This is a genomic window from Methylobacterium sp. FW102-HT35C08, from assembly GCF_058790235.1.
The window spans coordinates 5,540,992-5,564,720 of record NZ_JBYTCL010000002.1 but is presented as its reverse complement, the minus strand read 5'-3'; the positions used below and the strand labels follow the sequence as shown (position 1 = coordinate 5,564,720).

The 23,729-nt window shown below is 71.4% G+C and carries 24 protein-coding genes; 11 read left to right on the top strand and 13 right to left on the bottom strand.

Features of this window, described 5'->3' with window-relative positions; all coding sequences use genetic code 11:
* Positions 1 to 378: 378 nt before the first annotated feature.
* Positions 379 to 804 carry a GFA family protein gene (locus AC3WSN_RS26615; protein ID WP_492542080.1) on the top strand — a complete coding sequence of 142 codons (426 nt, stop codon included), beginning with the start codon at positions 379 to 381 and terminating at the stop codon, positions 802 to 804.
* Between the two features lie 27 nt (positions 805 to 831).
* Here AC3WSN_RS26615 and AC3WSN_RS26610 read toward each other — a convergent pair whose 3' ends face one another.
* The 4 genes from AC3WSN_RS26610 to AC3WSN_RS26595 all read right to left on the bottom strand — a co-directional run bounded on the left by AC3WSN_RS26610 (position 832) and on the right by AC3WSN_RS26595 (position 6,568).
* Positions 832 to 2,682 (bottom strand): ABC transporter ATP-binding protein, encoded by a 1,851-nt coding sequence (locus AC3WSN_RS26610; RefSeq protein ID WP_492542078.1) that lies wholly within the window; start codon positions 2,680 to 2,682, stop codon positions 832 to 834.
* A gap of 203 nt (positions 2,683 to 2,885) precedes the next feature.
* A complete protein-coding gene (locus AC3WSN_RS26605; RefSeq protein ID WP_492542076.1) occupies positions 2,886 to 3,818 on the bottom strand; it encodes an ABC transporter permease in 933 nt (310 codons plus the stop codon).
* Positions 3,784 to 4,743 (bottom strand): ABC transporter permease, encoded by a 960-nt coding sequence (locus tag AC3WSN_RS26600; RefSeq protein ID WP_179697525.1) that lies wholly within the window; start codon positions 4,741 to 4,743, stop codon positions 3,784 to 3,786. The genes AC3WSN_RS26605 and AC3WSN_RS26600 overlap by 35 nt, the downstream gene beginning before the upstream one ends.
* Positions 4,744 to 4,777: 34 nt before the next feature.
* On the bottom strand, positions 4,778 to 6,568 hold the full coding sequence (locus AC3WSN_RS26595) for a peptide ABC transporter substrate-binding protein (RefSeq protein WP_492542074.1): 1,791 nt from the start codon (positions 6,566 to 6,568) through the stop codon (positions 4,778 to 4,780).
* A gap of 175 nt (positions 6,569 to 6,743) precedes the next feature.
* On the opposite strand from AC3WSN_RS26595, the gene AC3WSN_RS26590 reads away from it, so the two are divergent.
* On the top strand, positions 6,744 to 8,165 hold the full coding sequence (locus AC3WSN_RS26590) for a M20 family metallopeptidase (protein ID WP_492542072.1): 1,422 nt from the start codon (positions 6,744 to 6,746) through the stop codon (positions 8,163 to 8,165).
* Here the strand turns inward: AC3WSN_RS26590 and AC3WSN_RS26585 are convergent.
* The gene (locus tag AC3WSN_RS26585; RefSeq protein WP_492542070.1) at positions 8,105 to 9,064 is read right to left on the bottom strand and encodes a LysR family transcriptional regulator; all 960 of its coding nucleotides are present in this window, start codon (positions 9,062 to 9,064) and stop codon (positions 8,105 to 8,107) included. The genes AC3WSN_RS26590 and AC3WSN_RS26585 overlap by 61 nt on opposite strands.
* 192 nt (positions 9,065 to 9,256) lie before the next feature.
* On the opposite strand from AC3WSN_RS26585, the gene AC3WSN_RS26580 reads away from it, so the two are divergent.
* From AC3WSN_RS26580 to AC3WSN_RS26565, 4 genes are all read left to right on the top strand, one after another.
* Entirely contained in the window at positions 9,257 to 10,567 is a 1,311-nt protein-coding gene (locus AC3WSN_RS26580; RefSeq protein ID WP_492542068.1) for a dicarboxylate/amino acid:cation symporter, read from the top strand.
* 39 nt (positions 10,568 to 10,606) lie between these two features.
* Positions 10,607 to 11,446, top strand: coding sequence for a bifunctional allantoicase/(S)-ureidoglycine aminohydrolase (locus AC3WSN_RS26575; RefSeq protein WP_192706206.1), 840 nt, complete (start codon positions 10,607 to 10,609; stop codon positions 11,444 to 11,446).
* Positions 11,443 to 11,961 (top strand): ureidoglycolate lyase, encoded by a 519-nt coding sequence (locus tag AC3WSN_RS26570; RefSeq protein ID WP_492542066.1) that lies wholly within the window; start codon positions 11,443 to 11,445, stop codon positions 11,959 to 11,961. Before AC3WSN_RS26575 ends, AC3WSN_RS26570 begins: the two co-directional genes overlap by 4 nt.
* Before the next feature lie 89 nt (positions 11,962 to 12,050).
* A complete protein-coding gene (locus AC3WSN_RS26565) occupies positions 12,051 to 12,716 on the top strand; it encodes an SOS response-associated peptidase (RefSeq protein WP_192706204.1) in 666 nt (221 codons plus the stop codon).
* A 19-nt stretch (positions 12,717 to 12,735) separates the two neighbouring features.
* On the opposite strand, the gene AC3WSN_RS26560 is transcribed toward AC3WSN_RS26565, so the two are convergent.
* From AC3WSN_RS26560 to AC3WSN_RS26550, 3 genes are all read right to left on the bottom strand, one after another.
* Positions 12,736 to 13,503 (bottom strand): lytic transglycosylase domain-containing protein, encoded by a 768-nt coding sequence (locus tag AC3WSN_RS26560; protein WP_492542064.1) that lies wholly within the window; start codon positions 13,501 to 13,503, stop codon positions 12,736 to 12,738.
* Positions 13,504 to 13,605: 102 nt separating this feature from the next.
* The gene (locus AC3WSN_RS26555; protein ID WP_192706202.1) at positions 13,606 to 13,866 is read right to left on the bottom strand and encodes a hypothetical protein; all 261 of its coding nucleotides are present in this window, start codon (positions 13,864 to 13,866) and stop codon (positions 13,606 to 13,608) included.
* Positions 13,867 to 13,924: 58 nt separating this feature from the next.
* Entirely contained in the window at positions 13,925 to 14,218 is a 294-nt protein-coding gene (locus tag AC3WSN_RS26550; protein WP_492542062.1) for a hypothetical protein, read from the bottom strand.
* A gap of 128 nt (positions 14,219 to 14,346) precedes the next feature.
* Here AC3WSN_RS26550 and AC3WSN_RS26545 point away from each other — a divergent pair, with 128 nt between their 5' ends.
* Positions 14,347 to 14,568: a hypothetical protein gene (locus AC3WSN_RS26545; protein WP_192706201.1), complete on the top strand. Its 222-nt coding sequence runs from the start codon at positions 14,347 to 14,349 to the stop codon at positions 14,566 to 14,568.
* Between the two features lie 113 nt (positions 14,569 to 14,681).
* On the opposite strand, the gene AC3WSN_RS26540 is transcribed toward AC3WSN_RS26545, so the two are convergent.
* A complete protein-coding gene (locus tag AC3WSN_RS26540) occupies positions 14,682 to 15,974 on the bottom strand; it encodes a hypothetical protein (protein WP_492542060.1) in 1,293 nt (430 codons plus the stop codon).
* A gap of 107 nt (positions 15,975 to 16,081) precedes the next feature.
* Between AC3WSN_RS26540 and AC3WSN_RS26535 the strand changes: the two genes are divergently transcribed.
* The 3 genes from AC3WSN_RS26535 (at position 16,082) to der (ending at position 18,885) form a co-directional block, all read left to right on the top strand.
* Positions 16,082 to 16,690: an NnrU family protein gene (locus AC3WSN_RS26535; protein WP_492542058.1), complete on the top strand. Its 609-nt coding sequence runs from the start codon at positions 16,082 to 16,084 to the stop codon at positions 16,688 to 16,690.
* A gap of 106 nt (positions 16,691 to 16,796) precedes the next feature.
* Positions 16,797 to 17,507, top strand: coding sequence for a tetratricopeptide repeat protein (locus tag AC3WSN_RS26530; RefSeq protein WP_192706199.1), 711 nt, complete (start codon positions 16,797 to 16,799; stop codon positions 17,505 to 17,507).
* A 28-nt stretch (positions 17,508 to 17,535) separates the two neighbouring features.
* Entirely contained in the window at positions 17,536 to 18,885 is a 1,350-nt protein-coding gene (gene der, locus AC3WSN_RS26525; RefSeq protein WP_492542056.1) for a ribosome biogenesis GTPase Der, read from the top strand.
* 135 nt (positions 18,886 to 19,020) lie between these two features.
* On the opposite strand, the gene AC3WSN_RS26520 is transcribed toward der, so the two are convergent.
* Together AC3WSN_RS26520 and AC3WSN_RS26515 are read right to left on the bottom strand one after the other, a co-directional pair.
* The gene (locus AC3WSN_RS26520) at positions 19,021 to 20,139 is read right to left on the bottom strand and encodes a carboxylate-amine ligase (protein WP_492542054.1); all 1,119 of its coding nucleotides are present in this window, start codon (positions 20,137 to 20,139) and stop codon (positions 19,021 to 19,023) included.
* A gap of 112 nt (positions 20,140 to 20,251) precedes the next feature.
* Positions 20,252 to 21,472, bottom strand: a complete 1,221-nt coding sequence (locus tag AC3WSN_RS26515; protein WP_492542052.1) for a YbfB/YjiJ family MFS transporter — start codon at positions 21,470 to 21,472, stop codon at positions 20,252 to 20,254.
* A gap of 74 nt (positions 21,473 to 21,546) precedes the next feature.
* On the opposite strand from AC3WSN_RS26515, the gene AC3WSN_RS26510 reads away from it, so the two are divergent.
* Positions 21,547 to 22,500 (top strand): LysR family transcriptional regulator, encoded by a 954-nt coding sequence (locus AC3WSN_RS26510; RefSeq protein WP_492542051.1) that lies wholly within the window; start codon positions 21,547 to 21,549, stop codon positions 22,498 to 22,500.
* Here AC3WSN_RS26510 and AC3WSN_RS26505 read toward each other — a convergent pair.
* Together AC3WSN_RS26505 and AC3WSN_RS26500 are read right to left on the bottom strand one after the other, a co-directional pair.
* On the bottom strand, positions 22,431 to 22,841 hold the full coding sequence (locus AC3WSN_RS26505; RefSeq protein ID WP_043759157.1) for a dihydrofolate reductase: 411 nt from the start codon (positions 22,839 to 22,841) through the stop codon (positions 22,431 to 22,433). The two genes, AC3WSN_RS26510 and AC3WSN_RS26505, sit on opposite strands and share 70 nt — an antisense overlap.
* 97 nt (positions 22,842 to 22,938) lie before the next feature.
* Positions 22,939 to 23,688, bottom strand: coding sequence for an SDR family NAD(P)-dependent oxidoreductase (locus AC3WSN_RS26500; RefSeq protein ID WP_192706194.1), 750 nt, complete (start codon positions 23,686 to 23,688; stop codon positions 22,939 to 22,941).
* Between the last annotated feature and the right edge of the window lie 41 nt (positions 23,689 to 23,729).

The following is a 23,729-nucleotide window of genomic DNA, read 5'->3' as shown; positions in this document are numbered from 1 at the left end:
GCGCCAAGGCCATCCAACTCGGCCACACGGCGGCCCGACGAACACACGATTCGCGAACGCTGCGCCGCATCGCGTGCAATTTCCTCACGTGACGCGTGACGACTTGATGGATTGTTCGGTCGGGTCGCGCGCCTTATCGTCCGATCACGATCAGCGCCCCGCAGGCACGACAGCAATCGGATCCGCATCGATCATCCGAGCGCGCGGAGCGCATCGCGCCTGACGCCGCGTCCAGTCTGCTGACGATGCTGGCAACCCACGCCTGTCGGGACCCACGCGGGAGGCCGTATCCGGGCCTCACCCGCCGGCGGCACCGATGCGCATGGATGCGCCCGACGGACCGGGTCGGCACAGAACCTGACGGGATACACACCCACCATGGCGGGCGACATCACCATCCGGTCCGGCCAATGCCATTGCGGCGCCGTGCGGTTCGAGGCGCGGCTCACGGATGACCTCGCCTCGGCCCGGCGCTGCACATGCTCCTATTGCCGGATGCGCGGGGCCGTCGTCGTCATGGCCGAAAAGGGCGGGATCCGGATCGTGCGCGGCGCGGACACGCTGACGAGCTACCGCTTCCACACCGGCGCCGCGCAGCACTTCTTCTGCTCCCGATGCGGGATCTACACGCATCATCAGCGACGCTCGAACCAGGACCTCTACGCCGTCAACGCGGCGTGCCTGGACGGGGTCAGCCCGTTCGATTTTCCGGAGGTGCCGGTGATGGACGGGGTCAACCACACGAACGATACCGGCAAGCCGACGCGCCGCGCCGGCACGTTGTGCTTCATCCCGGCCGAGTGACGCGCCGGGATCTGGAGTGGATCCTGATCAGGCGGCCGCGATCTCCGGCGCCGCTGCGGCCCAGTCGGTCCCCCAATCCTGCACGACGTGGCCGGGCGCGACCTCCCGGTAGAGCCGCTCCGGCGCCACGTAGTCGGGGGCCCGGATCGGGCTGCGGATCTCGTCGTCCGGCAGCGCGTGCCGCTCGCCCCGCCGGGCCGGATCCGGCACGGGCACGGCAGCCAGTAGCTTCTTCGTGTAGGGGTGCTGCGGGTCGCCGAAGATCGCGGCCCGGGGGCCGATCTCCACGATCTCGCCGAGATACATCACCGCCACCCGGTGGCTCACCCGCTCCACCACCGCCATGTCGTGCGAGATGAACAGGTAGGCGAGGCCGAACTCCGCCTGGAGATCGAGCATCAGGTTCACGACCTGCGCCTTCACCGAGACGTCGAGGGCCGAGACCGCCTCGTCGGCGACGATCAGGCGGGGGTTCAGGGCGAGCGCCCGGGCGATGCAGATGCGCTGGCGCTGGCCGCCGGAGAATTCGTGCGGGAAGCGCCCGGCGGTCTCCGGAGGAAGCCCGACCCGGGCCAGCAGGTCCTCCGCGCGCCGCCGCGCCTCGCGGGGCGTCGCGAGGCGGTTGATCAGCAGCGGCTCCGCCACCGCGGCGCCGACGCTCAGGCGCGGGTCGAGGCTGGCGAACGGGTCTTGGAAGATCATCTGCATGCGCTGGCGGCGGGCGCGCAGGGTCTTCGGGTCGAGGCCGGTGACGTCCTCGCCGTCGAGCAGGACCGAGCCCGAGAGCGGCTCGACGAGGCGCAGGATCGCGCGGCCGGTGGTGGACTTGCCGCAACCGGACTCGCCGACGAGCGCGAGGGTCTCGCCGGCCGCGAGGCTGAACGAGACCCGCTCCACCGCGTGGACGCGGCCGGTGACGCGGCCGAGGAGCCCGGAGCGGATGTCGAACCGGGTGGTCAGGTCGCGCACCTCCAGCACCGGGCGCTCGGCAGCCCGGACGGTGTCGGGCGTCTCGGGCGTCGGCGCCGCCAGGCCGGTGGCCCGGTCGACCACCGGGAAGCGCATCGGGCGGGGGCGGCCCGCCATGGTCCCGAGGCGCGGGACCGCGGCCAGCAGCGCCCGCGTGTAGGGCTCGGCGGGGGCGTCGAAGATCCGCGCGGTCGGTCCGGCCTCCATGGCGCGGCCCCGGTACATCACCACGGTGCGGTCGGCGATCTCGGCGACCACGCCCATGTCGTGGGTGATGAACAGGACCGACATGCCCTCCTCGTCCTGCAGGCTCTTGATGAGATCGAGGATCTGGGCCTGGATCGTGACGTCCAAGGCCGTGGTCGGCTCGTCGGCGATCAGGAGCTTCGGCCGGCAGGCGAGCGCCATGGCGATCATCACCCGCTGGCGCATGCCGCCCGAGAAGCGGTGCGGGTATTCGTGCAGGCGCGACCGGGCGGCCGGGATCCGGACCTTGTCGAGGAGCCGGAGCGCCTCCGCCTCGGCGGCGGACCGCGACAGGCCCCGGTGCCGGATCAGCGCCTCGGCGATCTGGAAGCCGATGGTCAGGACCGGGTTCAGGGAGGTCATCGGCTCCTGGAAGATCATGGCGATGGAATCGCCGCGCACCCGCCGCATCTCGGCCTCGGGGGCGGCGAGCAGCTCGCGGCCTTCGAAGCGCACGCGCCCGCCGATGCGGCTCGCGTCCCGCGGCAGGAGGCGCAGGATCGAGAGGGCGCTGACGCTCTTGCCGGAGCCGGATTCGCCGACGAGCGCCACGGTCTCGCGCGGGCCCACGTCGAACGAGACGCCGTGCACGACCTCGCGCCAGCGCCCGTCCGAGCGGAACGACACGGTGAGGTCGGAGACCGAGAGGATCGGGTCGGTCACAGGCTTCACTCCTGATCCATCCTGGTTTGGCGCCGCAAGGATCCGCCCATCCGCGCCCTCATCCTGAGGCGCCGCAGTGACGCGGAGGCCTCGAAGGAGCCCTCCAGATGTCGCCGAGATCCCTGGAATTCTCCTTCGAGGCGGCTGCGCCGCACCTCAGGATGAGGGAGGCGGATGGGAGATCCGGGAGCCGACCGCGCCATTCAGAGCACCCGCCGCGGGTCGAGGGCGTCGCGCAGGCCGTCGCCGATGAAGTTGATCGACAGCACCGTCAGAAAGATCGCGCCCCCCGGGAACAGCGCCCAGTGCGGCGCGACGTCGAGGTGGTCCTTGGCGTCGAACAGCAGCCGCCCCCAGGTCGGGATGTCGGGCGGGAAGCCGAGCCCCAGGAAGGACAGGGTCGATTCCGCGATGATCGCGGACGAGACCTCGATGGACGCCGCCACGATTACCGGCCCCAGCGCGTTCGGCAGGATGTGGCGGCGCACGAGGTGCCCGGTGGTCGCGCCCTGCGAGCGGGCCGCCTCCACGAACTCCTTCTCGCGCAGGGACAGGAACTGCGCCCGCACCAGCCGGGCGACCGGCATCCAGCGCAGGCCCCCGATCACCGCGACGATCATCAGGAACACGCCGCCCTGGCTGCCGAACACGGCCTTCAGGCTGTCGCGAAACAGGTAGATCACGAGGAGCAGCAGCGGCAGCTGCGGCAGCGACAGGAACAGGTCGGTCAGCCACATCAGCACCGGGTCGAGGAACCGGCGCGACATGCCGGCGAGCGCCCCGACCAGCACGCCGATCAGGCTCGCCACCGCCATGGCGGCGAAGCCGACCGCGAGCGAGATCCGGCCGCCGTAGACCATCCGGGCGAGCAGGTCCTGGCCGAGATCGTCGGTGCCGAACGGGTGGTCCCAGGACGGGCCCTGGAGCTGGGCCGCGAAGTCGATGTCGTCGATGGCGACCGGCCAGAGCAGGCCGCCGAACACCACGCCGGCGGCGAGGAGCGCCAGCACGCCGACGCTGGCGAGCGCCAGCCGGTGCCGCCGGAAACGCCGCCACGTCTCCCGCCCCGGCGAGGCCGGCGCGCGGGCGACGGGCACCGCCTCATCGGAGGGCGATGCGAGGGTCGAGCCAGCCATAGAGCAGGTCCGCGACGAGGTTGAACAGGATGACGAGGCCGGCGAACACGAAGGTCACGGCCATCACCACCGGCGTGTCGTTGGCCAGCATGGCATCGATCAGCAGCGAGCCGATGCCGGGGATCCGGAAGATCTGCTCGGTGACGATGGCGCCGCCGAACACCGCCGGGATCTGGAGGGCGACGAGCGTCACCACCGGGATCAGGGCGTTGCGGGCGATGTGCCGGCGAGTCACCGTGCCCTCGGTCAGGCCCTTGGCGCGGGCGGTGGTGACGTAGTCGAGCCGAGCGACGTCCAGCGCCGAGGCGCGCACGTACCGGGTGTAGGAGGCGGCCTGGAAGAAGCCCAGCACCGCCACCGGCATGATCGCCTGCCGGACATTCGCCCAGACCCAGGGCAGGCCGGAGCCCGGCAGGTCGGCCTGGTAGACGAAGGGCAGCCAGCCGAGCTTGATCGAGAACAGCAGGATGAACAGCAACCCGGTGAAGAAGGTCGGCAGCGAGAAGCCCACGAAGGCCAGGGTGTTGGCGACCTGGTCGGCGAGCGAGTAGGGCCGGCGCGCCGCGTAGAGGCCGACCGGCACGGCGATCAGCAGCGCCAGCACCTGGGAGGAGCCGACGATGAACAGGGTCGTCGGCAGCCGTTGCAGGATCAGCGTGTCGACATTCACCCGGCTGGCGAAGGAGAAGCCCCAGTCGCCCTGCAGCATGGCGGTGAGCCAGTGCAGGTAGCGGGTGAGGATCGGGTCATCGAGGCCGAACTTCACCCGCAGCGCCGCCCGGACCTCCGGGGGCACGTTCGGGTTGCTGGCGAGTTCGCCGAACGGGTCGCCCGGCGCGAGCGCCAGGACGGTGAACAGGATCAGGCTGATGCCGAGCAGGCTCGGGATCGCGATCAGGAGGCGTCGCAGGATGTAGGCGCCCATTTTTGTGCTCGACTCTTGGCGCTACGCCTCCCGCTCAGGCCTCCCTGTACCAGTCGGGCAGGAACGACAGGTCGTTGTCCCAGCCGCTGCGGGGCGCCGTGAGCGTGGCGCCCACCGCCGAGACCTCGGCGCGATGGATCAGCGGCAGCACGTTCTCGGAAACCGCGAGGTCGTTGCACTTGATGAGAAGCGCCGCCCGCTTGACCGGGTCGAGCTGGCTCTGGGCGGCGTTGTAGGCTTCGTCGTAGGCGGCGTTGCGCCAGCGCACGACGTTGCGGCCCTGCCACTTGTTGGCCTTCTGGGCCACCTCCCAGGAGGCGTACATCAGCAGCCAGATCGCCGGATCGGCCTGCGTCATGCTGTAGGCGTACATCTCCATGTCGGCGTAGAAATGCGTGCAGGTGTCGGGGTTCGCCGGGTCGGAGGAGAAGAACACCGAGCCGGTCACCGATTTCAGCTCGATCTCGATGCCGGCCTTGGCGGCCGCCTGCTTGATGATCGCCTGCGTCTTCTGGCGCGGCGCGTTGATCGAGGTCTGGAAGACCAGCTTGAGCTTCTTGCCGTCCTTGGCGCGGATGCCGTCGGAACCCTTCTTCCAGCCGGCCTCGTCGAGGAGTGCGTTGGCCTTGGCCGGGTCGAAGGCGAAGCGCGTATCCTTCGAGACGAAGCGCTCGGGGCCGTTGACCGTGTTGGCGGTGGCCTTGCCGGTGCGGCCGTAGATGTAGGTCTGGATCGACTTGCGGTCGACCAAGAGGTTCATCGCCTGGCACACCTTCGGGTCGGAGAAGGCGGGGTGCTTGGTGGTGATCGAGGCGCGCTCGCCGTCGACCTCGACGTTCGGGTCGGTGGCATTCAGCAGCAGGAACTCGAGCTTGCCGCCGTAGACCACGTCGACCCGGCCCTTGCCGCCGGACTCCAAGCGCTTGAGCACCTCGTCCTCGATCAGCATGTTCCAGGCGTAGTCGTACTCGCCGGTCTGGAGCACGGCGCGGGCGGCCGAGACCGCGTCGCCGCCGCCCTTCATCTCGACCGTGTCGAAGTAGGGGCGGTTCGGCAGGTGGTACTCCGGGTTGCGCTCGCCGCGGACGATGTCGCCGGGCCGGAACTCCACGAACCGGTACGGGCCGGTGCCCACGGGGGCGAGGTTCTGGGGCGCGTCCCGGGACTTGGCGCCGCTGTAGGGTCCGAACAGGTGCTTGGGCAGCACCATGCCGACGATGCCCACGAAGGCGTCGCACCAGTAGGGCGTCGGCTTGTCGAACAGGACCCGGACGCTGAGGTCGTCGACCTTCTCGACCTTGCAATCCTTGTAGGAGCCGGCCGTCACCGCCGCGGTGGCGGGGTCGCGGGCGTATTCCCAGGTGAAGACGAGGTCGTCGGCGGTGAGCGGCTTGCCGTCGTGCCACTTCACGCCGGGCTTGAGCGTCCAGACCACCGAGCGGCCGTCGGCGGCGAGCGCGCCGTTCTCCTTGGACGGGATCGAGGCGGCGAGCACCGGCACGAGGTTGCCGTCCGCATCCCAGGCGGCGAGCGGCTCGTAGAAGATCCGCGAGGCGTCCTGGTCCTTGGTGCCGATGGCGAAATGCGGGTTGATCAGCGTCGGCGCCTGCCACCAGAGCAGCTTGAGGGCGCCGCCGCCGCCGGCCTTGTTCGGCTTGTAGCCGGCCCGGATGTCGGCCGCCATCGCGACCCCGTTCCCGGCCAGCATCAGTCCGGCCATGGGCGCGGTGAGGCCGACAGCCACCATCCGCTGCACGAAGGCGCGCCGCGACAGGCGGCCGTCCTTCACCCGCCCGATGAGGCCGCGCAGATCCCGCTCGTCCATGTACGCATCCCGTCTACCGCCACGCGCGGCACAGCAACATTCCGGCAGCGGCCTTGGCAAGGGGCGGGCCAGTGACGGTTCAACCGAAACGTGTCGTGGCCGACTCTATCCCTGTGGTTTCCTGGCCCCGACCCTGCAACAGGACGGCCGACACGCCCTCCCGGAGATCTTCGCCATGGACAACCGCAATGCCGTGTGGCGCCACGTCGACGCGCAGACGGAGCGGCTGATCGCCCTGTCCGAGCGGGTCTGGGGCATGCCGGAGGTCTGCTACACGGAGACGCGCTCCTGCGCCGAGCACGTCGCCGAGCTGCGTCACCAGGGCTTCCGGATTACCGAGCAGGTCGCCGGCATCCCCACCGCCGTGATGGGCGAGGCCGGGGACGGCGGGCCGGTCATCGCGTTCCTCGGCGAGTACGACGCCCTGCCGGGCCTGTCGCAGGAGGCGGGCGTCGCCGAGCACCGGCCGGTGGAGGCGGGCGGGCACGGCCACGGCTGCGGCCACAACCTCCTCGGCTCGGCGGCCTTGCTCGCCGCCACCGCCCTGAAGGACTGGCTCGCCGAGACCGGCACCCCCGGCCGGGTGCGCTACTACGGCTGCCCGGCGGAGGAAGGCGGCGCCGCCAAGGCCTTCATGGTCCGCGCCGGCGCCTTCGCGGATGCCGACATCGCGATCTCCTGGCATCCCGGCAGCTTCTGGGAGGTGGCGCCGCCGGTGGCGCTCGCCAACACGCGGGCCGACTTCGTCTTCACCGGGCGCACCGCCCACGCGGCGGCGGCCCCGCATCTCGGGCGCTCGGCGCTGGACGCCGTCGAGCTGATGAGCGTCGGCGTGAACTACATGCGCGAGCACATGCCGTCCGACGCGCGGGTCCACTACGCCTATCTCGACGCGGGCGGCATCGCCCCGAACGTCGTCCAGGCCGGCGCGACGGTCCGCTACTCGATCCGGGCCCGCGACCTCCCCGGCATGCTGGCGCTGGTCGAGCGGGTGAAGAAGATCGCGCAGGGCGCCGCCCTGATGACCGAGACCGCGGTCGAGGTGCGGATCGTCAGCGCGGTGTCCAATCTGCTGGGCAATACGCCGCTGGAGCAGGCGCTGCACCGCGTAATGGAGGAGCTCGGACCGCCGCATTTCGACGATGTCGACCGGGATTTCGCCGGAAAGATCCGCGCGACGCTCACCGACGGCGACATCGATGCCGTGTTTCGCGCCATCGGGCTGCCGCGCACCGAGGCACCGCTGGCCGATTTCCTCGTGCCCCTCGACGCGCCGCGCAATCCGGCGGTGGGCTCCACCGATGTCGGCGACGTGAGCTGGGTGGTGCCGACCGTCCAGGCCCACGCACCCACGGTGGCGATCGGCACGCCGTTCCACACCTGGCAGGTGGTGGCGCAGGGCAAGACCCCCGCGGCCCACAAGGCGATGGTGCAGGTCGCCAAGGCGATGGCCGCCACCGGCGCCCGGGCGGTGACCGACGCGGCCCTGCGCGACGCCGCCAAGGCGGATCTCGCCCGCCGGGTCGGCGCGGCCGGCTACGTCTCGCCGCTGCCGCCGGAGGTCGAGCCGCCGCTGCGCATGTCGCTCGGATCCTGAGCGGCGCGATCGGCGGATCGCCCCGCCGGGTCGCCGTCGGCGCGGACCAGACCGAGGAAACGTTCGACCAGCGGCTGCCGCGGCCGGGTCCACAGCGCGTAGACGTCGGCCCGGATGTGCGGTCCCTGGATCGGCTTGTAGACGACGTCGGCATGGGCCAGCCGGGCGACGAATTCCGGGATGATCGCCACGCCGAGCCCCGCCGCGACGAGGCTCGTGAGGGACGCGGCCTCCACGGTCTGGTGGGTGATCCGCGGGACGAACCCGGCCGCGACGCAGCAATCCCAGAGGTACTTGGCGAACAGCGAGTCGGTGAGCCTCAGGAAGACGAAGGTCTCGTCCCTCAGATCCGCGAGGCTCACCGGCGCTGCCGCGAGGCGGTGATCCTTGGGCAGGACGAGGCTGACGGTCTCCCGCCACGCGAGCTCGCTCCCCAGGTCGGCATCGTGCGGCGGGCACCGCAAGAAGCTGACGTCGGTCTGACCGGATTTCAGCATCGCGATCTGTCGGTCCGGCGACATCTCGTGGATGCGCAGATCGACCCCGGGATAGGCGTTCGCGTAGCCCCGGATCGCCCGGCCGAGCGGGCCGGCGAGCATCGATCCCGTGAGGCCGACATTGAGGATGCCGGCCGTGCCCGCCCCGATGGCGCGGGCCCGGTCGACGGCCTCGCCGGCCTTCTCCAGGATGGCCGACGCCTGTGCCTGGAGATCCTCGCCCGCCCGCGTCAGCGTCACGCGCCGCGTGGTCCGCTCGAACAAGGGCGTGCCGATCTCCGCCTCGAGATCGCGGATCTGCTGGCTCAGCGGCGGCTGCGCGACGCCCAGGCTCTCCGCGGCCGCGGTGAAGCTCAGGTGCTTGGCCACGGCCAGGAAGTAGCGCAGGTGCCGGAGTTCCATGCCGATATGTTTTACATATGATTTCAGACGAAAGATATATTTGACGTCTCAATCGGCTGGAAGGATTGTGCCGAGCGCAGAGTCGACGCGTGTCCGCCCGGCACAACGCCACTGATCGGCCTCGGCCCGCCGCCGACGCCGCGAGGCCGGGTGGCACGGCAAGAGCGACCCGAGACTATCAGGGAGGTTGCGATGGGGCGCTTCTTCGCGTCGCTCTTCGGGCAGGTGGTGGTCGCCCTCGTGGCCGGCATCGTGCTCGGCATGGTCTGGCCGGATTTCGCGGTCGCGCTCAAACCGCTGGGCGACGTCTTCATCAAGCTGATCAAGATGGCGGTGGCGCCGCTGGTGTTCGGCGTCGTCGTGCACGGCATCGTCGGCGCCGGCGACCTGCGCAAGGTCGGCCGGGTCGGGCTCAAGGCCCTGATCTATTTCGAGGTGGTCACCACCATCGCGCTCGCGCTCGGCCTCGTCCTCGCCTACCTGTTCGCGCCCGGGCACGGCATGAACATCGATCCGGCAACCCTGGATGCCAAGTCGCTCGCCGGCTACACGGAGCGCGTCGGGCAGGTTACCGGCACCGTCGACTTCCTGATGAAGCTCGTGCCGACGACCTTCGTCGACGCCTTCGCCAAGGGCGACATCCTCCAGGTCCTGATCCTCGCGATCCTGTTCGGCGCCGGCCTGTCGCTGCTCGGCGAGCGGGGCCAGCCGCTGGCCGACGGCCTGGAGCGGATCACCGAGGTGCTGTTCAAGATCGTCGGCTTCATCGTCCGGCTCGCGCCCCTCGGCGTGCTGGGCGCGGTCGCCTTCACGGTGGGCAAATACGGGATCGTCTCGCTGAAGCAGCTCAGCATGCTGGTGGTGCTGTTCTACGCCGGCGTCGCGTTCTTCGTGCTGGTGGTGCTCGGCGGCATCCTGCGGCTCGCCGGCTTCAGCATCTTCAAGCTCCTCGCCTACCTGCGCGAGGAGCTGACGGTCGTGGCCGGCACCGCCTCCTCCGACTGCGTCCTGCCGCAGGTGATGCGCAAGCTGGAGCGGCTCGGCATCAAGGATTCCACCGTCGGCCTCGTGATTCCGACGGGCTACTCGTTCAACCTCGACGCCTTCTCGCTCTATCTCACCCTCGCGACGGTGTTCATCGCGCAGGCGACCAACACCGACCTGTCCTTCGGCCACCTGATGCTGATCCTCGGCATCGCGCTCCTGACCTCGAAGGGCGCGCACGGCGTGCCGGGCTCGGCCATCGTGGTGCTGGCCGCCACCCTGTCGGCGGTGCCGGAGATCCCGGTGATCGGGCTGGTGCTGGTCCTGTCGGTCGACTGGTTCGTCGGGATCGCCCGGGCGCTCGGCAACCTGATCGGCAATTGCGTGGCGACGGTGGTCATCGCCGCCTGGGAAGGTGATATCGACCGCGCGCAGGCCCGGCGCATCCTGGACGGCGAGCCGGCGACGGACACGGCGCTGATCCTCGATGCGCCCATCCCGCACCCCCAATCCGCCTGACGGCGGCGTCCCGGCCCGGCGGATCATCGGAGACCTGTCATGACCGCACCGACGTACCATCCCACCTGCGGCGGCCTGCCGGGGCAGACGTCGCTGATGACCGGCCGCGCGGTGTTCACGGAGGCCTACGCGGTCATCCCCCGGGGCGTCATGAGCGACATCGTGACGAGCTTCCTGCCCGGCTGGGACGGCACCCGGGCCTGGATCCTGGCGCGCCCCCTGTCGGGCTTCGCCGAGACCTTCGCCCAGTACCTGATGGAGGTCGCGCCCGGCGGCGGCAGCGAGCGGCCTGAGCCGGATGCGCAGGCGCAAGGCGTGCTGTTCGTGGTCGAGGGCGACCTCAGCCTGGGCCTCGAGGGCCGGACCCATGCCCTGCGGCCGGGCAGCTACGCCTACCTGCCCCCCGGGGCGGCCTGGAGCCTGCGCAACGGCGGCGCCGAGCCGGCCCGCTTCCACTGGATCCGCAAGATCTACGAGCCCGCGCCGGGCCTCGCCGTGCCGGACGCCTTCGTGACCCATGAATCCGCGATCGAGCCGGCCGGCATGGCCGGCACCAACGGCGCCTGGGCGACGACCCGCTTCGTCGCCTCGGAGGATCTGCGCCACGACATGCACGTGAACATCGTCACCATGCAGCCGGGCGGGACGATCCCGTTCGAGGAGACGCACGTGATGGAGCACGGCCTGTTCGTGCTGGAGGGCAAGGCCGCCTACCGGCTCAACCGCGACTGGGTCGAGGTCGAGGCGGGCGACTTCATGTGGCTGCGCGCCTTCTGCCCCCAGGCCTGCTACGCGGCCGGCCCCGGCCGGTTCCGCTACCTCCTCTACAAGGACGTGAACCGGCACCCGGCCCTCAGCCTGCGCGGTCCCGCGCGATGAGCGCGCAGCCGGCCACCGGCTCTGTCACGGCCCGGCCGCTGACGGCCGAAGCCTTCGCGCCGTTCGGGCAGGTGATCGACACCGCCGGCACCGCGCCGCGCCCGATGAATGCCGGCATGGCGCGCCGCTTTCACGATCTCGCCGCGATCGAGGTCGTGGGCGACGGGGCCCGCACGGTGATCGGGCTGGTCGAGGCGCAGCCCTACCCGCTGCCGCTGCGCCTGACCCTGGTCGAGCGCCATCCCCTCGGCGCGCAGGCCTTCGTTCCCTTGAGCGCCGCCCCGTTCCTGGTCGTGGTCTGCCCGGACGCGGATGGCCGACCCGGCCGGCCCCAGGCCTTCGTCACCGCACCCCGCCAGGGAATCTGCTACGCCCGCGGCACGTGGCACGGCGTGCTGACGCCGTTCGGGGCCAGCCAGGATTTCGTCGTGATCGACCGCGGCGGGCCGGGCGCGAACCTCGAGGAACACGTCTTCGCGGAGCCCTGGACAATCCACCTGCCCGGCGCGGGCTGACGGCCGGCCTTCCCGCACCGGATCGCGGAGAACGTGTATACGCGGTCGCGCGGCGCGGCTGGGCGCCGGGCGAACCGTCCGGGATCACGATGTGCAACCTCTACAGCCTGCGCACCGGACCCGCGGAGCTGCGCCGGGCCTTCGGGATCGCGGAGGACCACACCGGCAACCTGCCGCCGCTGCCGGCGATCTTTCCCGACCAGCTGGCGCCGGTGGTGCACACCGGCGCGGCCGGCCGGGACCTCGCGATGATGCGCTGGGGCATGCCGGGGCCGAAGGCGTTCGGCGAACAACCCGTCACCAACGTGCGCAACACGGCAAGCCCGCACTGGCGCCCCTGGCTGGGACCGGCCCATCGCTGCCTCGTGCCGGTCACCGCCTTCAGCGAGTACGCCGATACCAAGCCGCGCAAGACACCGGTCTGGTTCGCCCTCGATGAGGAACGGCCGCTCTTCGCCTTCGCGGGCATCTGGCGGCCCTGGACGGGCGTGCGGGGGACCAAGCGCGAGAACCCCGACCGGGTGGCGCAGGAGCACCGGGTGTTCGCCTTCCTCACCACGGACGCGAACGGAATCGTCGGCCCGGTCCACCCCAAGGCGATGCCGGTGCTGCTGACCAAGCCGGAGGAATGGGCGACCTGGCTCGAAGCGCCCACCGCCGAGGCGCTCCGGTTGCAGCGCCCCCTGCCGGACGACGCGATGCGCGAGGTGGCCCGCGGCGCGCGGTCGGACGGGCCCGGGATCGACGAGGCTTGACCGGGGCAGCCCGTCCGCGTCAGCCGCCGGCGGGATCGGCGGACGGATCTGCCGCGGCGGGCGGCCTCTCGGCGCTCCAGCCGCGGCCGCGCCAACGCGCCACTACGGCGGCGTTGAGCCGGGCGATCCGCGCCCGGTGCGCCTCCCAGAACGAGCGCGGCGTTGCCGGCACCGGGTCCGCCCGTTCCCGATGCACGGCGGCCGACGCTCGGGCGGCGAAACGGATCGGCCCGGCCGGGCGCGGACTCGCGTGGGCGAGCCGCGCCTCGGGATCGGCAAGGATCGCCTGGGCGCGGGCGCAGTAGAGCTGCGACAGGGGCGACATCACCTCGGACCCGTGTCCGGCCCGGTACTTCATCAGGGCGCGGCAGAGATCACCGTCGGCCCGGCGCCACGCCTCGGCGAGGTAGCGTACCCCGTAGCGCACGTTGATCTCCGGCGCCGCCAGTTCCGCGACGGTGCCGCGGAAGCCGAGCATCGCCGCCGTGGTGGGCCGCACCTGCATGAGCCCGACCTCGCCGACGCTGCCCACCACGGTGGGATCGTAGCCGCTCTCGATCCGCGCGACGGCGTCGGCCACCGCCAGCGGCAGACCGGTCCCGGCCGCCTCGCGGGCGATCAGTGGCAGGAAGCGGGCGCGCGCATCCGCGGCCGGCACGGGCGCCGCACTCGGCGGCACCGGCGGCAGGGCGGCTATGCCCAAGGCGTGCACCGCCAGGAAGGTCGCGGGCCGCGCCTGCGCGGGCGCGGCGCAGACCAGCAGCAGCAGGAGGAACGGAGCGCGCATCGGCCGCCACGCGGGAGGTTCGCGCTCTGGTTACGCTTCCCGCCTCAACGAAGCCTTAGCGTGCGGGGCGCCGCCGGATCGTCGCTCCGGCAGCCGCACGCGTCACTGGACCGAGCCCCCGTCCCGCGCCTGGAGCAGCCGCAGGGCTTCGCCCAGCACCGCGTGCAGATCCGCGGCGCCCTGCAGGCTGAGGGGCAGGCCGACCCGCTGGCCGTGGATCGTATCGAGCACGACGACGGCGAGATCCTCGCCGATCAGCAGGCTGGGCTTCGGCAGGCAGAGCGGCAGGACGAAATCGCCCGCGGTCTCGCCGAGGACGTCCACCGCCTCGGTCGGGCGGAAGGGCGGTTTCGGTTCGGTCATCGCATCCTCCTGTCCACGCGGTTCGGGCCGGCGCGACAGGCGGCGCCGGCCGCGCGCCTCAGTCGCGGTCACGGTCCGGCAGGCGGAGCGACCGCACCATCAGCGTGTCGATGTCCAAGGACCCGACCTGAAGGGAATCGACCCGGGCGCGGCCGACCGAGAGGCGGCCGATCGCGAAGGCGCCCAGCGCGATCGCCCCGATGGCCGCAACCCCGACCGCGAGGGCGCCCAGGGCCGAGGCTCCCACCGTTCCGGCCCCGACGGCGCCCGCCCCGAGCACGGCGGTGTCGCGGGGCGGTCCAGCTGCAGCCGCGTGGCGGCCGGCTTCCTCCGGAACCCTCGATGCGCTCATGCGGGATCCTCTCGCCATCCGTCCGTCGGAACGATCCCTATACCCGACCTTAACCGCGTTTTCACGCCGAGGGCGGAGGCTGACCACCGACCCGGACCGCGCATCCGCGGCCAGAAAGGAGCCTTTCCGTGCAGCATCTGCTCCAGGCCCTCGCGATCTTCTCCTTCGGCTGCGTGCTGATTCATGTCGGACGCCCCTACGCCCGGGCGACCACATTCCTGCTCTCGGCCACCGCGCTGATGCTGAGCGTGACTCTCGGAACCGTGCTCTGCCAGCGGATCGGCCTGCCTATGGGCACGGCCGAGGCCGGTGCGCCGTCCTGGCTGTCGCCGGGCCCGATCGATCAGTAGAGCCGCGTGCGATCGGCGTCTGCGATCGTCGCGTCCGCGACGTTGGCGGCCGCGGCCTGGTCGGAGAGGATGCGCCCGACCTGATGCGGTGGGCTGGTCTCGGTCAAGGTGGATCAGGGCCAGACACGGATCGCCACCGGGCGGCGGATCAGGTCCCGGTCGGAGGTGATGGTGCAGCCCTCGATGCGCAGGCTCGCGTAGGTCAGGAGCGCCGTATCGCCGACATCGTCGAAGTTGCGCCCTTTGGCGTCCGGATCGAGGAGTGACGGATAGGCGATGAGCGGGGCCGTCGCCGTGCAGGGGTCGTCGTAGAGGGTGGCGCCCTCCACGAGCAGGCGCGGGCTGTCCCAGGTGATCAGGTCGCGCGAGGACGTCCAGTAGAAGCCGGAGCGCGGAAACCCCTCGCCGGCCTTGGCCATGAACACGGCGATCCAGGCGCCCGAGCCCCGGTGGCGGACCACGGCGCCCACCGGCCCCGGGAACGGTCCGACCGGCCGGCAGGTGGCCGGGTTCGGGCGGGTGGCCAGATACGGGTCCGGAAAGGCTGCGCCGAAGCCGGTGCCGGTCCAGGCGCGCCAGCGGGCCGGGTCGGCCGGGTCGTCGCTGCGGAACAGGCAGACCCCCGCCTCCTGATCGCTGCCGGGGCGGGTCCAGCCCGTGGTCGAGGCGAGGAAGTAGCGCCAGCGCCCGTCCGCAACGATGTTGGACGGGTTGAAGAAGCCCCGATGCCGGCCCTGGTCGACCTCCTGCCGGAACGGGGCGCCGGCCACGACGACCGGCGGAGCCTTCCGCTTGAAGCTGCGCCCCCCATCCGCCGAGGCGGCCGCCGTGATCGTGTTGTACCAGCAGGCCATGTAGGTCCCGGCCGGGCAGCGGCCGGGATGCTCGTTGGCCTGGTACTCGTGGTGGAGCAGCGCGGCCACGTGGCTGCCGTCCTCGGTCCAGGTGGCGGTGATCCAGGACCGGTCGTCGTAGAGGGCCGGATCGGATTTCTCGCCGGAATTCAACACCACCGTGCAGTCGAGCTTGAGCTGGCCGAGATTTGGGCCCCGCAGCGCCCGGTTGCGGTAATGCAGGCCGAAGACCGCCACCGCGCCCGACGCATCGCGGAAGGCGCGCGTCGGCGCATCCGGCACGTCGACCCCGTCGCAGGCGTCGCGGCCCGCCTTGAAGACGATCGCGGGCGGGCCGACGAGGGTCAGGGCCGAGAGCGGAGGCTCGGAGGCGGCCCGGGCCGGGAGGGAGGCTACGGCAAGGACCAGCAGCAGCGTTGCGCGAGCGCGGTGCGATGCGCTCCATCCCCCCGCAGAGGAGCGACGGAAAGGCCGCTGAGCCGTGCGCTCGACTATGCACAGACGCGCGGCACCGCGACACGATCCCGCGAAGATCCGATCCGCCACGCCCATGGCCGCCACCCGGCTGCGTCCCGGCCACGCCTGGACAAACAGGGCGAGATTCGCTTGAGAACCATTACAGAGTGCTTGCACTCCACTGGCCCGTCCAAGAGTCTCCCATGGTCCTCCTGATCCTCGGGCTCGTGCTGTTCCTCGGCACGCATGCCTTCTCGATGGCGCGCTCCCGGCGCGCCGCGATCGTCGGCCGGATCGGCGAGGGCCGCTACAAGCTAGGCTACACCGCCCTGTCGCTGCTGGGGCTGGTGCTGATCGGGGTCGGCTTCCACGATTACCGGCTGAACGGCTACATCCCGGTCTGGGACCCGCCGGTCTGGACGCGCCACCTCGCCCTGACCCTGGTCTGGCTGGCCTTCGTCTGCCTCGCGGCCGCCTACCTGCCGGGTCATATCCGCGCCAAGGCCAAGCACCCGATGCTGCTCGCCGTGAAGATCTGGGCGACCGCGCATCTCCTGGCCAACGGCGATCTCGGCTCGATCCTGCTGTTCGGCGGCTTCCTGGCCTGGGCGGTCTCGGCGCGGATCAGCGCCAAGCGCCGGGCGCTCGCCCCAGGCGCCGTCGTCGCCCAGCACGCCGGCCCGGCCGTTGCGCCCCATGGCTGGCGCAACGACATCCTGGCATTGGTGATCGGCACGGCCGCGTGGTTCGTCTTCGCCCGCTACCTGCACTATCCGGTGATCGGCGTGCCGGTCTGGCCGGGAACGGCCTGAGCCACGGCCGAGAGACACCGCTGTCGCCAACCCGGCGCCCGTGTGTTAGGCGCGGGGCCCGATCGAGGTACGAGGTGGCGCGCCGATACAGGCGGGCCGGGATATGATGGCCGAGAACAACGAGTTCCTTCGCGAGGTCGACGAGGATTACCGCCGCGACCGGATCCTCCAGATCTGGAAGCGCTACAGCGGCGTGATCATCGCGCTCGCCGTGCTCGTGGTGGCGGGCGTCGCGGGCTGGCGCTACTGGCAGAACCAGCAGCGCGCGGCCGCAGAGACCGCCTCGGTGCAGTTCGACGATGCCAACCGCCTCGCCAAGGACGGCAAGGTCGCGGAGGCCGACAAGGTGTTCGACGCCCTGGAGGCGCAGGGCCCGGCAGGCTACCGCCTGCTCGCCCGGTTCCGGTCGGCTGCCGAGACCGGCAAGCGCGACGCCGCGGCGGGGGCCGCGGAGTTCGACAAGCTCGCGGACGATACCGGCCTCGGCGATGGCCTGCGCGATCTCGCGCGCCTGCGCGCCGCGTTGCTGCGCCTCGACGGGCCGAACCCGGACCCGGCGCTCGCCAACCTTCAGGGGCTGGCCGCCGGCACGCCGTTCCGCCACACCGCCCGCGAGATGCTCGGCCTCGCCGCCCTGAAGAAGGGCGACTATGAGGAGGCCGGCCGCTGGTTCGACCAGATCGTGGCCGATCCCGACACCCCGCGGAACCTGCGCGAGCGCATCGAGGTCTACGCGGCGATCGTCGCGGGCGGCCCCGTCACGGTCACCGAGGCCAAGCCCGAGGCCGCCGCGCCGCCCCCGCCGATCACGCGCTGATTTCACTTCTGACTGTTCGAGAACCACCATGGATATGCCGACCGTCGCCATCGTCGGGAGGCCGAACGTCGGCAAGTCGACCCTGTTCAACCGTCTCGTGGGCAAGAAGCTCGCGCTGGTCGACGATCGCCCGGGCGTCACCCGCGACCGGCGCGAGGGCGACGTCGCGTTCGGCGGCCTCCACTTCCGGGTGATCGACACCGCCGGCCTCGAGGAGGCCGACGCCGCGACCCTCACCGGCCGGATGCGGATGCAGACCGAGGCGGCGATCCTCGCCGCCGACGTGGTGCTGTTCGTGATCGATGCCCGCGCCGGCGTGCTGCCGGCCGACCAGCCCTTCGCCGAGCTGGTGCGCCGCGCCGGCTGCCCGGTGATCCTGATCGCCAACAAGGCCGAGGGCGGCGCGGGGCTCGCCGGCGCCTACGAGGCCTTCACCCTCGGGCTCGGCGACCCGATCCCGTTCTCGGCCGAGCACGGCGAGGGCCTGGGCGAGCTGCACGAGGCGCTCAAGGGCGCCCTGCCCCAGCGCGACGACGATGAGGAGGAGGACGCGGACGCCCCCGGCAGCCGATCCCTGAAGGTCGCGATCGTCGGCCGCCCGAATGCCGGCAAATCGACGCTGATCAACCGCATGCTCGGCGAGGACCGCCTGCTCGTCGGCCCCGAGGCCGGCATCACCCGCGATTCGATCTCCCTCGATTGGGAATGGCGCGGGCGCCGCATCAAGCTGCACGACACGGCCGGGATGCGCCGCCGCGCCCGGATCGACGACAAGCTGGAGAAGCTGGCGGTCTCGGACGGGTTGCGCGCTGTCCGCTTCGCCGAGGTGGTGGTGGTGCTCCTCGACGCCACGATCCCGTTCGAGAAGCAGGATCTCACCATCGTCGACCTCGTCGAGAGCGAGGGCCGCGCCCTGGTGATCGGCCTGAACAAGTGGGACCTGGTCGCCGACCAGCCGGGCCTGCTCAAGCAGCTGCGCGAGGATTGCACCCGGCTGCTGCCGCAGGTGCGCGGCGTCGCCGTGGTGCCGCTCTCGGGCCTCGCCGGCGACGGCGTCGACAAGCTGATGCAGGCGGTGGTGCAGGCCTCGGAGGTCTGGGACCGGCGCATCTCGACCTCGCGCATCAACGACTGGCTGAACGAGGCGACCTCCCGCAACCCGCCTCCGGCGGTCTCGGGCCGGCGGATCAAGATCCGCTACGCCACGCAGGTGAAGAGTCGGCCGCCGCATTTCGCGCTGTTCGGCAACCAGCTCAACGCCCTGCCGAAATCCTACACGCGCTACCTCGTGAACGGCCTGCGCGAGGCGTTCGACCTGCCGGGCACGCCGATCCGGCTGAGCTTGCGGACCTCGCAGAACCCGTTCGACAAGGGGTGACCCCGCCTCTGCTCGCCGTCCTTGCGAGCGAAGCGAAGCAATCCAGGTAGCGCGACGATGCCCGATGTCGCGCTACCCTGGGTCACTTCGCTCCGCTCGTGATGACGAAGCGGTTGCGGCAGCCGTGCGCAGCCCTCAGCGGACCGCCTCGGCAATCCAATCCACGGCCGCCGCGAGGGCGGCGCGCTCGTCTCTCCCCTCGGCGAGCGCCGCCTCGAAGGCCCTGATCTGCCCGTCCGCGCTGGTCCCCTCGGCGACGATCACCCGGGCGCGGGCCACATCGGCGGCGCAGCCGAGCGCGTCCGCATCCTCCTCCACCAGCGCCAGCACCGCCTCCAGCGCCTCCGCGAAGGGGACGGCCTCGCCGCGCGCCTCGTCGATCAGCGTCGCCCGCACGCCGCTGTGCTGGGCGCGCCACAGGTTCTCCGAGGCCAGGGCCCGCGAGACGCCGTCGAGACCGGCATGGAGGTCCGGCCGGCGCACGCACAGGCGCACGAGGCAGCGGAACAGGGCGGCGAGGCAGAGGGAATCGTCCAGGCGCGTGCAGGCATCGGCGATGCGCAGCTCCAGCGTCGGAAACTTGATCGACGGTCGCAGCGACCACCACAGGAAGCTCGCGTCGGCGATGGCGCCCGACCGGGTCATGATGTCGACGAACCGCGCGTGGGCGGCCGCATCGGAGAAGATCTCCGGCAATCCGGTGCGCGGCAGCTCGCCGAACACGCTGAGCCGGTAGGCCATCAGCCCCGTCGCCTCGCCCTGCCAGAACGGCGACGACGCCGACAAGGCGAGCAGGAGCGGCTGGAACGGCAGCAGCCGGTTCATCAGGTCGATGCGCGCGTCCGGATCCGGCACCTCGACGTGGACGTGCATCCCGCAGATCAGCGCCCGCCGGGCCGCGATGCCGACATCCGACAGGATCCCTTTGTACCGAGCCCCGTCGGTGGCGGTCTGGCGGGCCCAGCGCGCCAGAGGATGGGTCCCGCAGGCCAACAGGTTGAGCCCGTTCTCCGCCGCGATGCCGGCGAGCTGCGCCCGCTGGCCGCCGAGATTCTCCCGGGCGGCCTGCGCGTCGGTGAGCGGGGGCGTGCAGACCTCGACCTGCGCGGCCACCAGCTCGCGCCCGGTCTCGGGCAGTTCCGCCTTCACCCGCGCATGGAAGGCGGCAAGGTCGCCCCGCGGCGTCCCGCGGGTCTCGGCATCGGCGAGGAAATACTCCTCCTCGATGCCGAAGCGGTAGCTGTGGGCGCTCATCGTGGTCTCCGGGCGATCATCACTCCAAGATAGACGCCGCAGACGCAGTTTCGACCGCACAGGACCGAACCGATCCGGCGCGCGGGCCCGAACGTCCCGGGATCAGGTCGAATCAGGCTGGCCGGACGCTCGTGGGGTCCGGTCGCGCGCCGCGCCACAGCCACAGGGCCGTGAGGAGCAACAGGAGCGTCGCGAGCGCGCCGGCCCAGCTCAGCGCGTCCCAGCCGGCCCAGCGGCCGGGACCGATGCCGCGCACGAGCAGCGGGCCGACGATCTGTCCGGCCGCGAAGGCAGTGGTCATCCGGGCGAGCAGGGGCGTCGGATTGTCAGGCCGCGCCTCACGCGCCAATTGCAGGCCGGCCATGGTGGCGATCATGAAGGTGCCGCCCACGCAGATCGCCGACACCGCGACCGCCCAGAGGGCCTGGACGACCAGGGGCAAGGCCGTCCCGAGCGCCATGATGCCCTGGGCCGCCGCCCAGAGCCGCCGGCGTGGCACGTGGGGCAGCCACAGCGCCACGGCCGCGACCGAGACGGCCGCCGCCAAGCCGAACAGGGGCCAGGCGAGGCCGAACACGAGGGGATCCGGCGCCAGCGCCCGCGCCATGGCGGGGAGGAAGGTGGCCGGCACGATGTAGCCGAACCCAAACGTGCCGTAGCACAGCACCAGGCCGAGCTGCCCGCTCCGGCCGCCATGGGCCGTCGCCGCGGCCTCGCGCGCCACCTGCTTGTCCGAGGCCGCATCCGGGCCCCGTGGCAGCGACCAGGCGAGGAGCGCGCCCGCCGCGGCGAGCAAGCCGAGTTCGAGCCAGAGCCAATCCGCCGGCTGACGGCCGCCGAGCCAAGCCAACGTGCCGGCCAGCGCGATCCCGAGGCCGACCCCCGCGTAGATCCACGCGCCGAGCTGCGGGGCCCGGCGCCGGGCCAGTTCGGCCAAGCACCAGCTGCTCGCACAGACCAGGGCCCAGGCGCTGAACACGCCGGTCGCCGCGCGCAGACCGGCGCCCGTCACGTGCGCCGCGGCCCTGTCGGCTGCCGCCGTCGCCAGCGTCGCCAGCGCCACGCCGAGCAGGCTCAGCAGCAATCCGCGGCGCGGGTTGCCGGCAAAGCGCGCGGCCGTCAGGGCACCGACCAGATAGCCGACATAGTTCGCCGCGGCCCATTCGGCGCCCGCGTCGGCGCTGAGCGTGCCGTCGCGCATCATCAGCGGCATGAGCGGCGTGAACGCGAAGCGGCCGATCCCCATGGCGACCGCCAGGGCGACGAGGCCGCTGCCGACGACGGCAAGGGCCACCGGGTCGACGGGACGGGAGGAGAGATCGCGGGTGCTCATCGGACGGATTGAGCACGGCGCGACCCCGTTGAAAAAGTGAATTCTTCTGACGTATCGTTCTCTCGATGAGAACGATGGACCTGGACGACCTGCACATCTTCCGCTGCGTGGTGCGGGAGGGCGGCGTGACGCGGGCTGCGAACCTGCTCCACCGCGTGCCGTCGAACGTCACCACCCGGATCAAGCAGTTCGAGGAGCGCCTCGGGGTCGCCCTGTTCCGCCGCCAGGGCCGGAACCTCGTCCTGACCGAGGCCGGACGGACGCTCCTGGGCCATGCCGAGAAGCTTCTGGACCTGGCGGACCTCGCCGAGCAGGAGCTGCGCAGCGGCGTCGTGGGCGGGCTGCTGCGGCTGGGCTCCCTGGAGAGTGCCGCCGGCGCCCGGCTGCCGCCGATCCTGTCGGCCTTCCACGCGCGCTACCCCGACGTGACCATCGAGCTGAGAACCGGCACGACCCGTGCGCTGCTCCAGCAGCTGGAGCGTTTCGAGGTCGAGGCGGCCTTCGTGTCCGAACCGTTCGAGCGCGGGAAGCTGTCGTCGGTGCCGGCCTTCGACGAAGATCTGGTGCTGATCACCGGACGGACGGCCCCGCGTGGCGGCCGCTCCGCCGCGCTGGGCGGGCAGACCGTCGTGGCGTTCCCGCACGGCTGCTCCTACCGCCAGCGCCTGATCGAGTGGCTTGCCGAACAGGGCGCTGCGCCCGCGCGGATCCTGGAGATGAGCTCGTATCACGCCATCGTGGCCTGCGTGGCCGCCGGCACCGGGGTCGCGATCATCCCGACCGAGGTGCTCGATCAGGCGGTGGTGGGGCATGCGGTCGAGCGCCATCCGCTGCCGGCGCATCTGCGCCTCAATCGGACCCATCTCGTCTGGTCGGGGGAGGCCAGCGCCCCGTTGCAGGCGCTGATGGCGCTGCTTCCCCCGGCGGCCGGGGCGGCGCGGTTCGTGGAACCCGCGCCTCAGGCTGCCCGCAGCGGGCCACCGACGAGCCACGCGGGATCGAACCAGCGGTCGGCCTCGCCGTCATAGGGCAGGCGCGTGATGTCCCAGTTCTGGATGTACTTGGCGTAGACGTTCCACACGGCGATGCCGCCGCCCACAAAGATCCGCCGGCCCGGGTAGCGCTTGAGCACCTCTTCGGGATCCTCGTGGCTGCGGATCACGTCGATGGTGCGGTCCTTGAAGGCGAATTCGGGCACCGAGGCCACGGTCTTCGGCCCGGCGATCAGCACGTGGCCCATGGTGAGCGCGAAGAAGCGCGTCACGTCCTCGACGAACAGCGGGTCGGTGTTCCCCTCCCAGGGCAAGTGACCGTTGAGGCCGAGCTGGCCGCGCAGGCCGATCGCACAGATGCAGCGGACGTCGATCATTGAAGGCAACTCAGTGAAAGGAAGCCGGTTTGTCCCGTCCCATCTCTCATCCTGAGGTGGCGGGTGGGACGACCCAATCAAGCAACCGCCGATCCCGTCATTCGGGTGCGCGGAAACTCAGCACCCGGTCGGTCGGAAAGTCGTAGAGCTTGCCGGTCTCGGTCCAGTCCGGGGCGGCGAGCCGCACGAAATGCGGTGCGAGGTCCTCGGGCGTCCGCAGCGTCTCGGGATCCTCGCCCGGCATCGCCGAGCGGCGCATCCCGGTGCGCAGGGGACCCGGGTTGAGCAGCATCGCCTTGATCGCCGTGGTCTCGCTCTCGGCCGCGTAGGTGCGCACCAGCGCCTCGAGCGCGGCCTTCGAGACCGAGTACGGCCCCCAATAGGGCCGGCACTTCGACGACGCCCCGGAGGAGACGAAGATCGCCCGGCCGGCATCCGACATGCGCAGCAGCGGATCCAGCGACCGGATCAGGCGCCAATTGGCGGTGACGTTCACGTCCATCACCTGCCCCCAGATCTTCGGGGTGATGTGGCCGATCGGCATGAGCGCGCCGAGGATGCCGGCATTGCCGACGAGGATGTCGAGCCGCTTCCAGCGCGCGTTGATCGCCGCGCCGAGCCGGTCGATGGCGTCGTAATCGGCGAGGTCGAAGGGCACGAGCGTGGCGCTGGAGCCGGCGGCGCGGATCGCGTCGTCCAGCTCCTCCAGGGCGCCGACCGTGCGCGCCACCGCGATCACGTGGGCGCCGGCGCCGGCGAGCGCCAGGGCGGCGGCGCGCCCGATGCCGCGGGATGCGCCGGTGACGACCGCGACGCGGCCTTCGAGGGGTCTCTGAGACTCAGCCATGCGCAGGACCTAGCGCATTTCCGCGCGCAGGGGATCTCCGT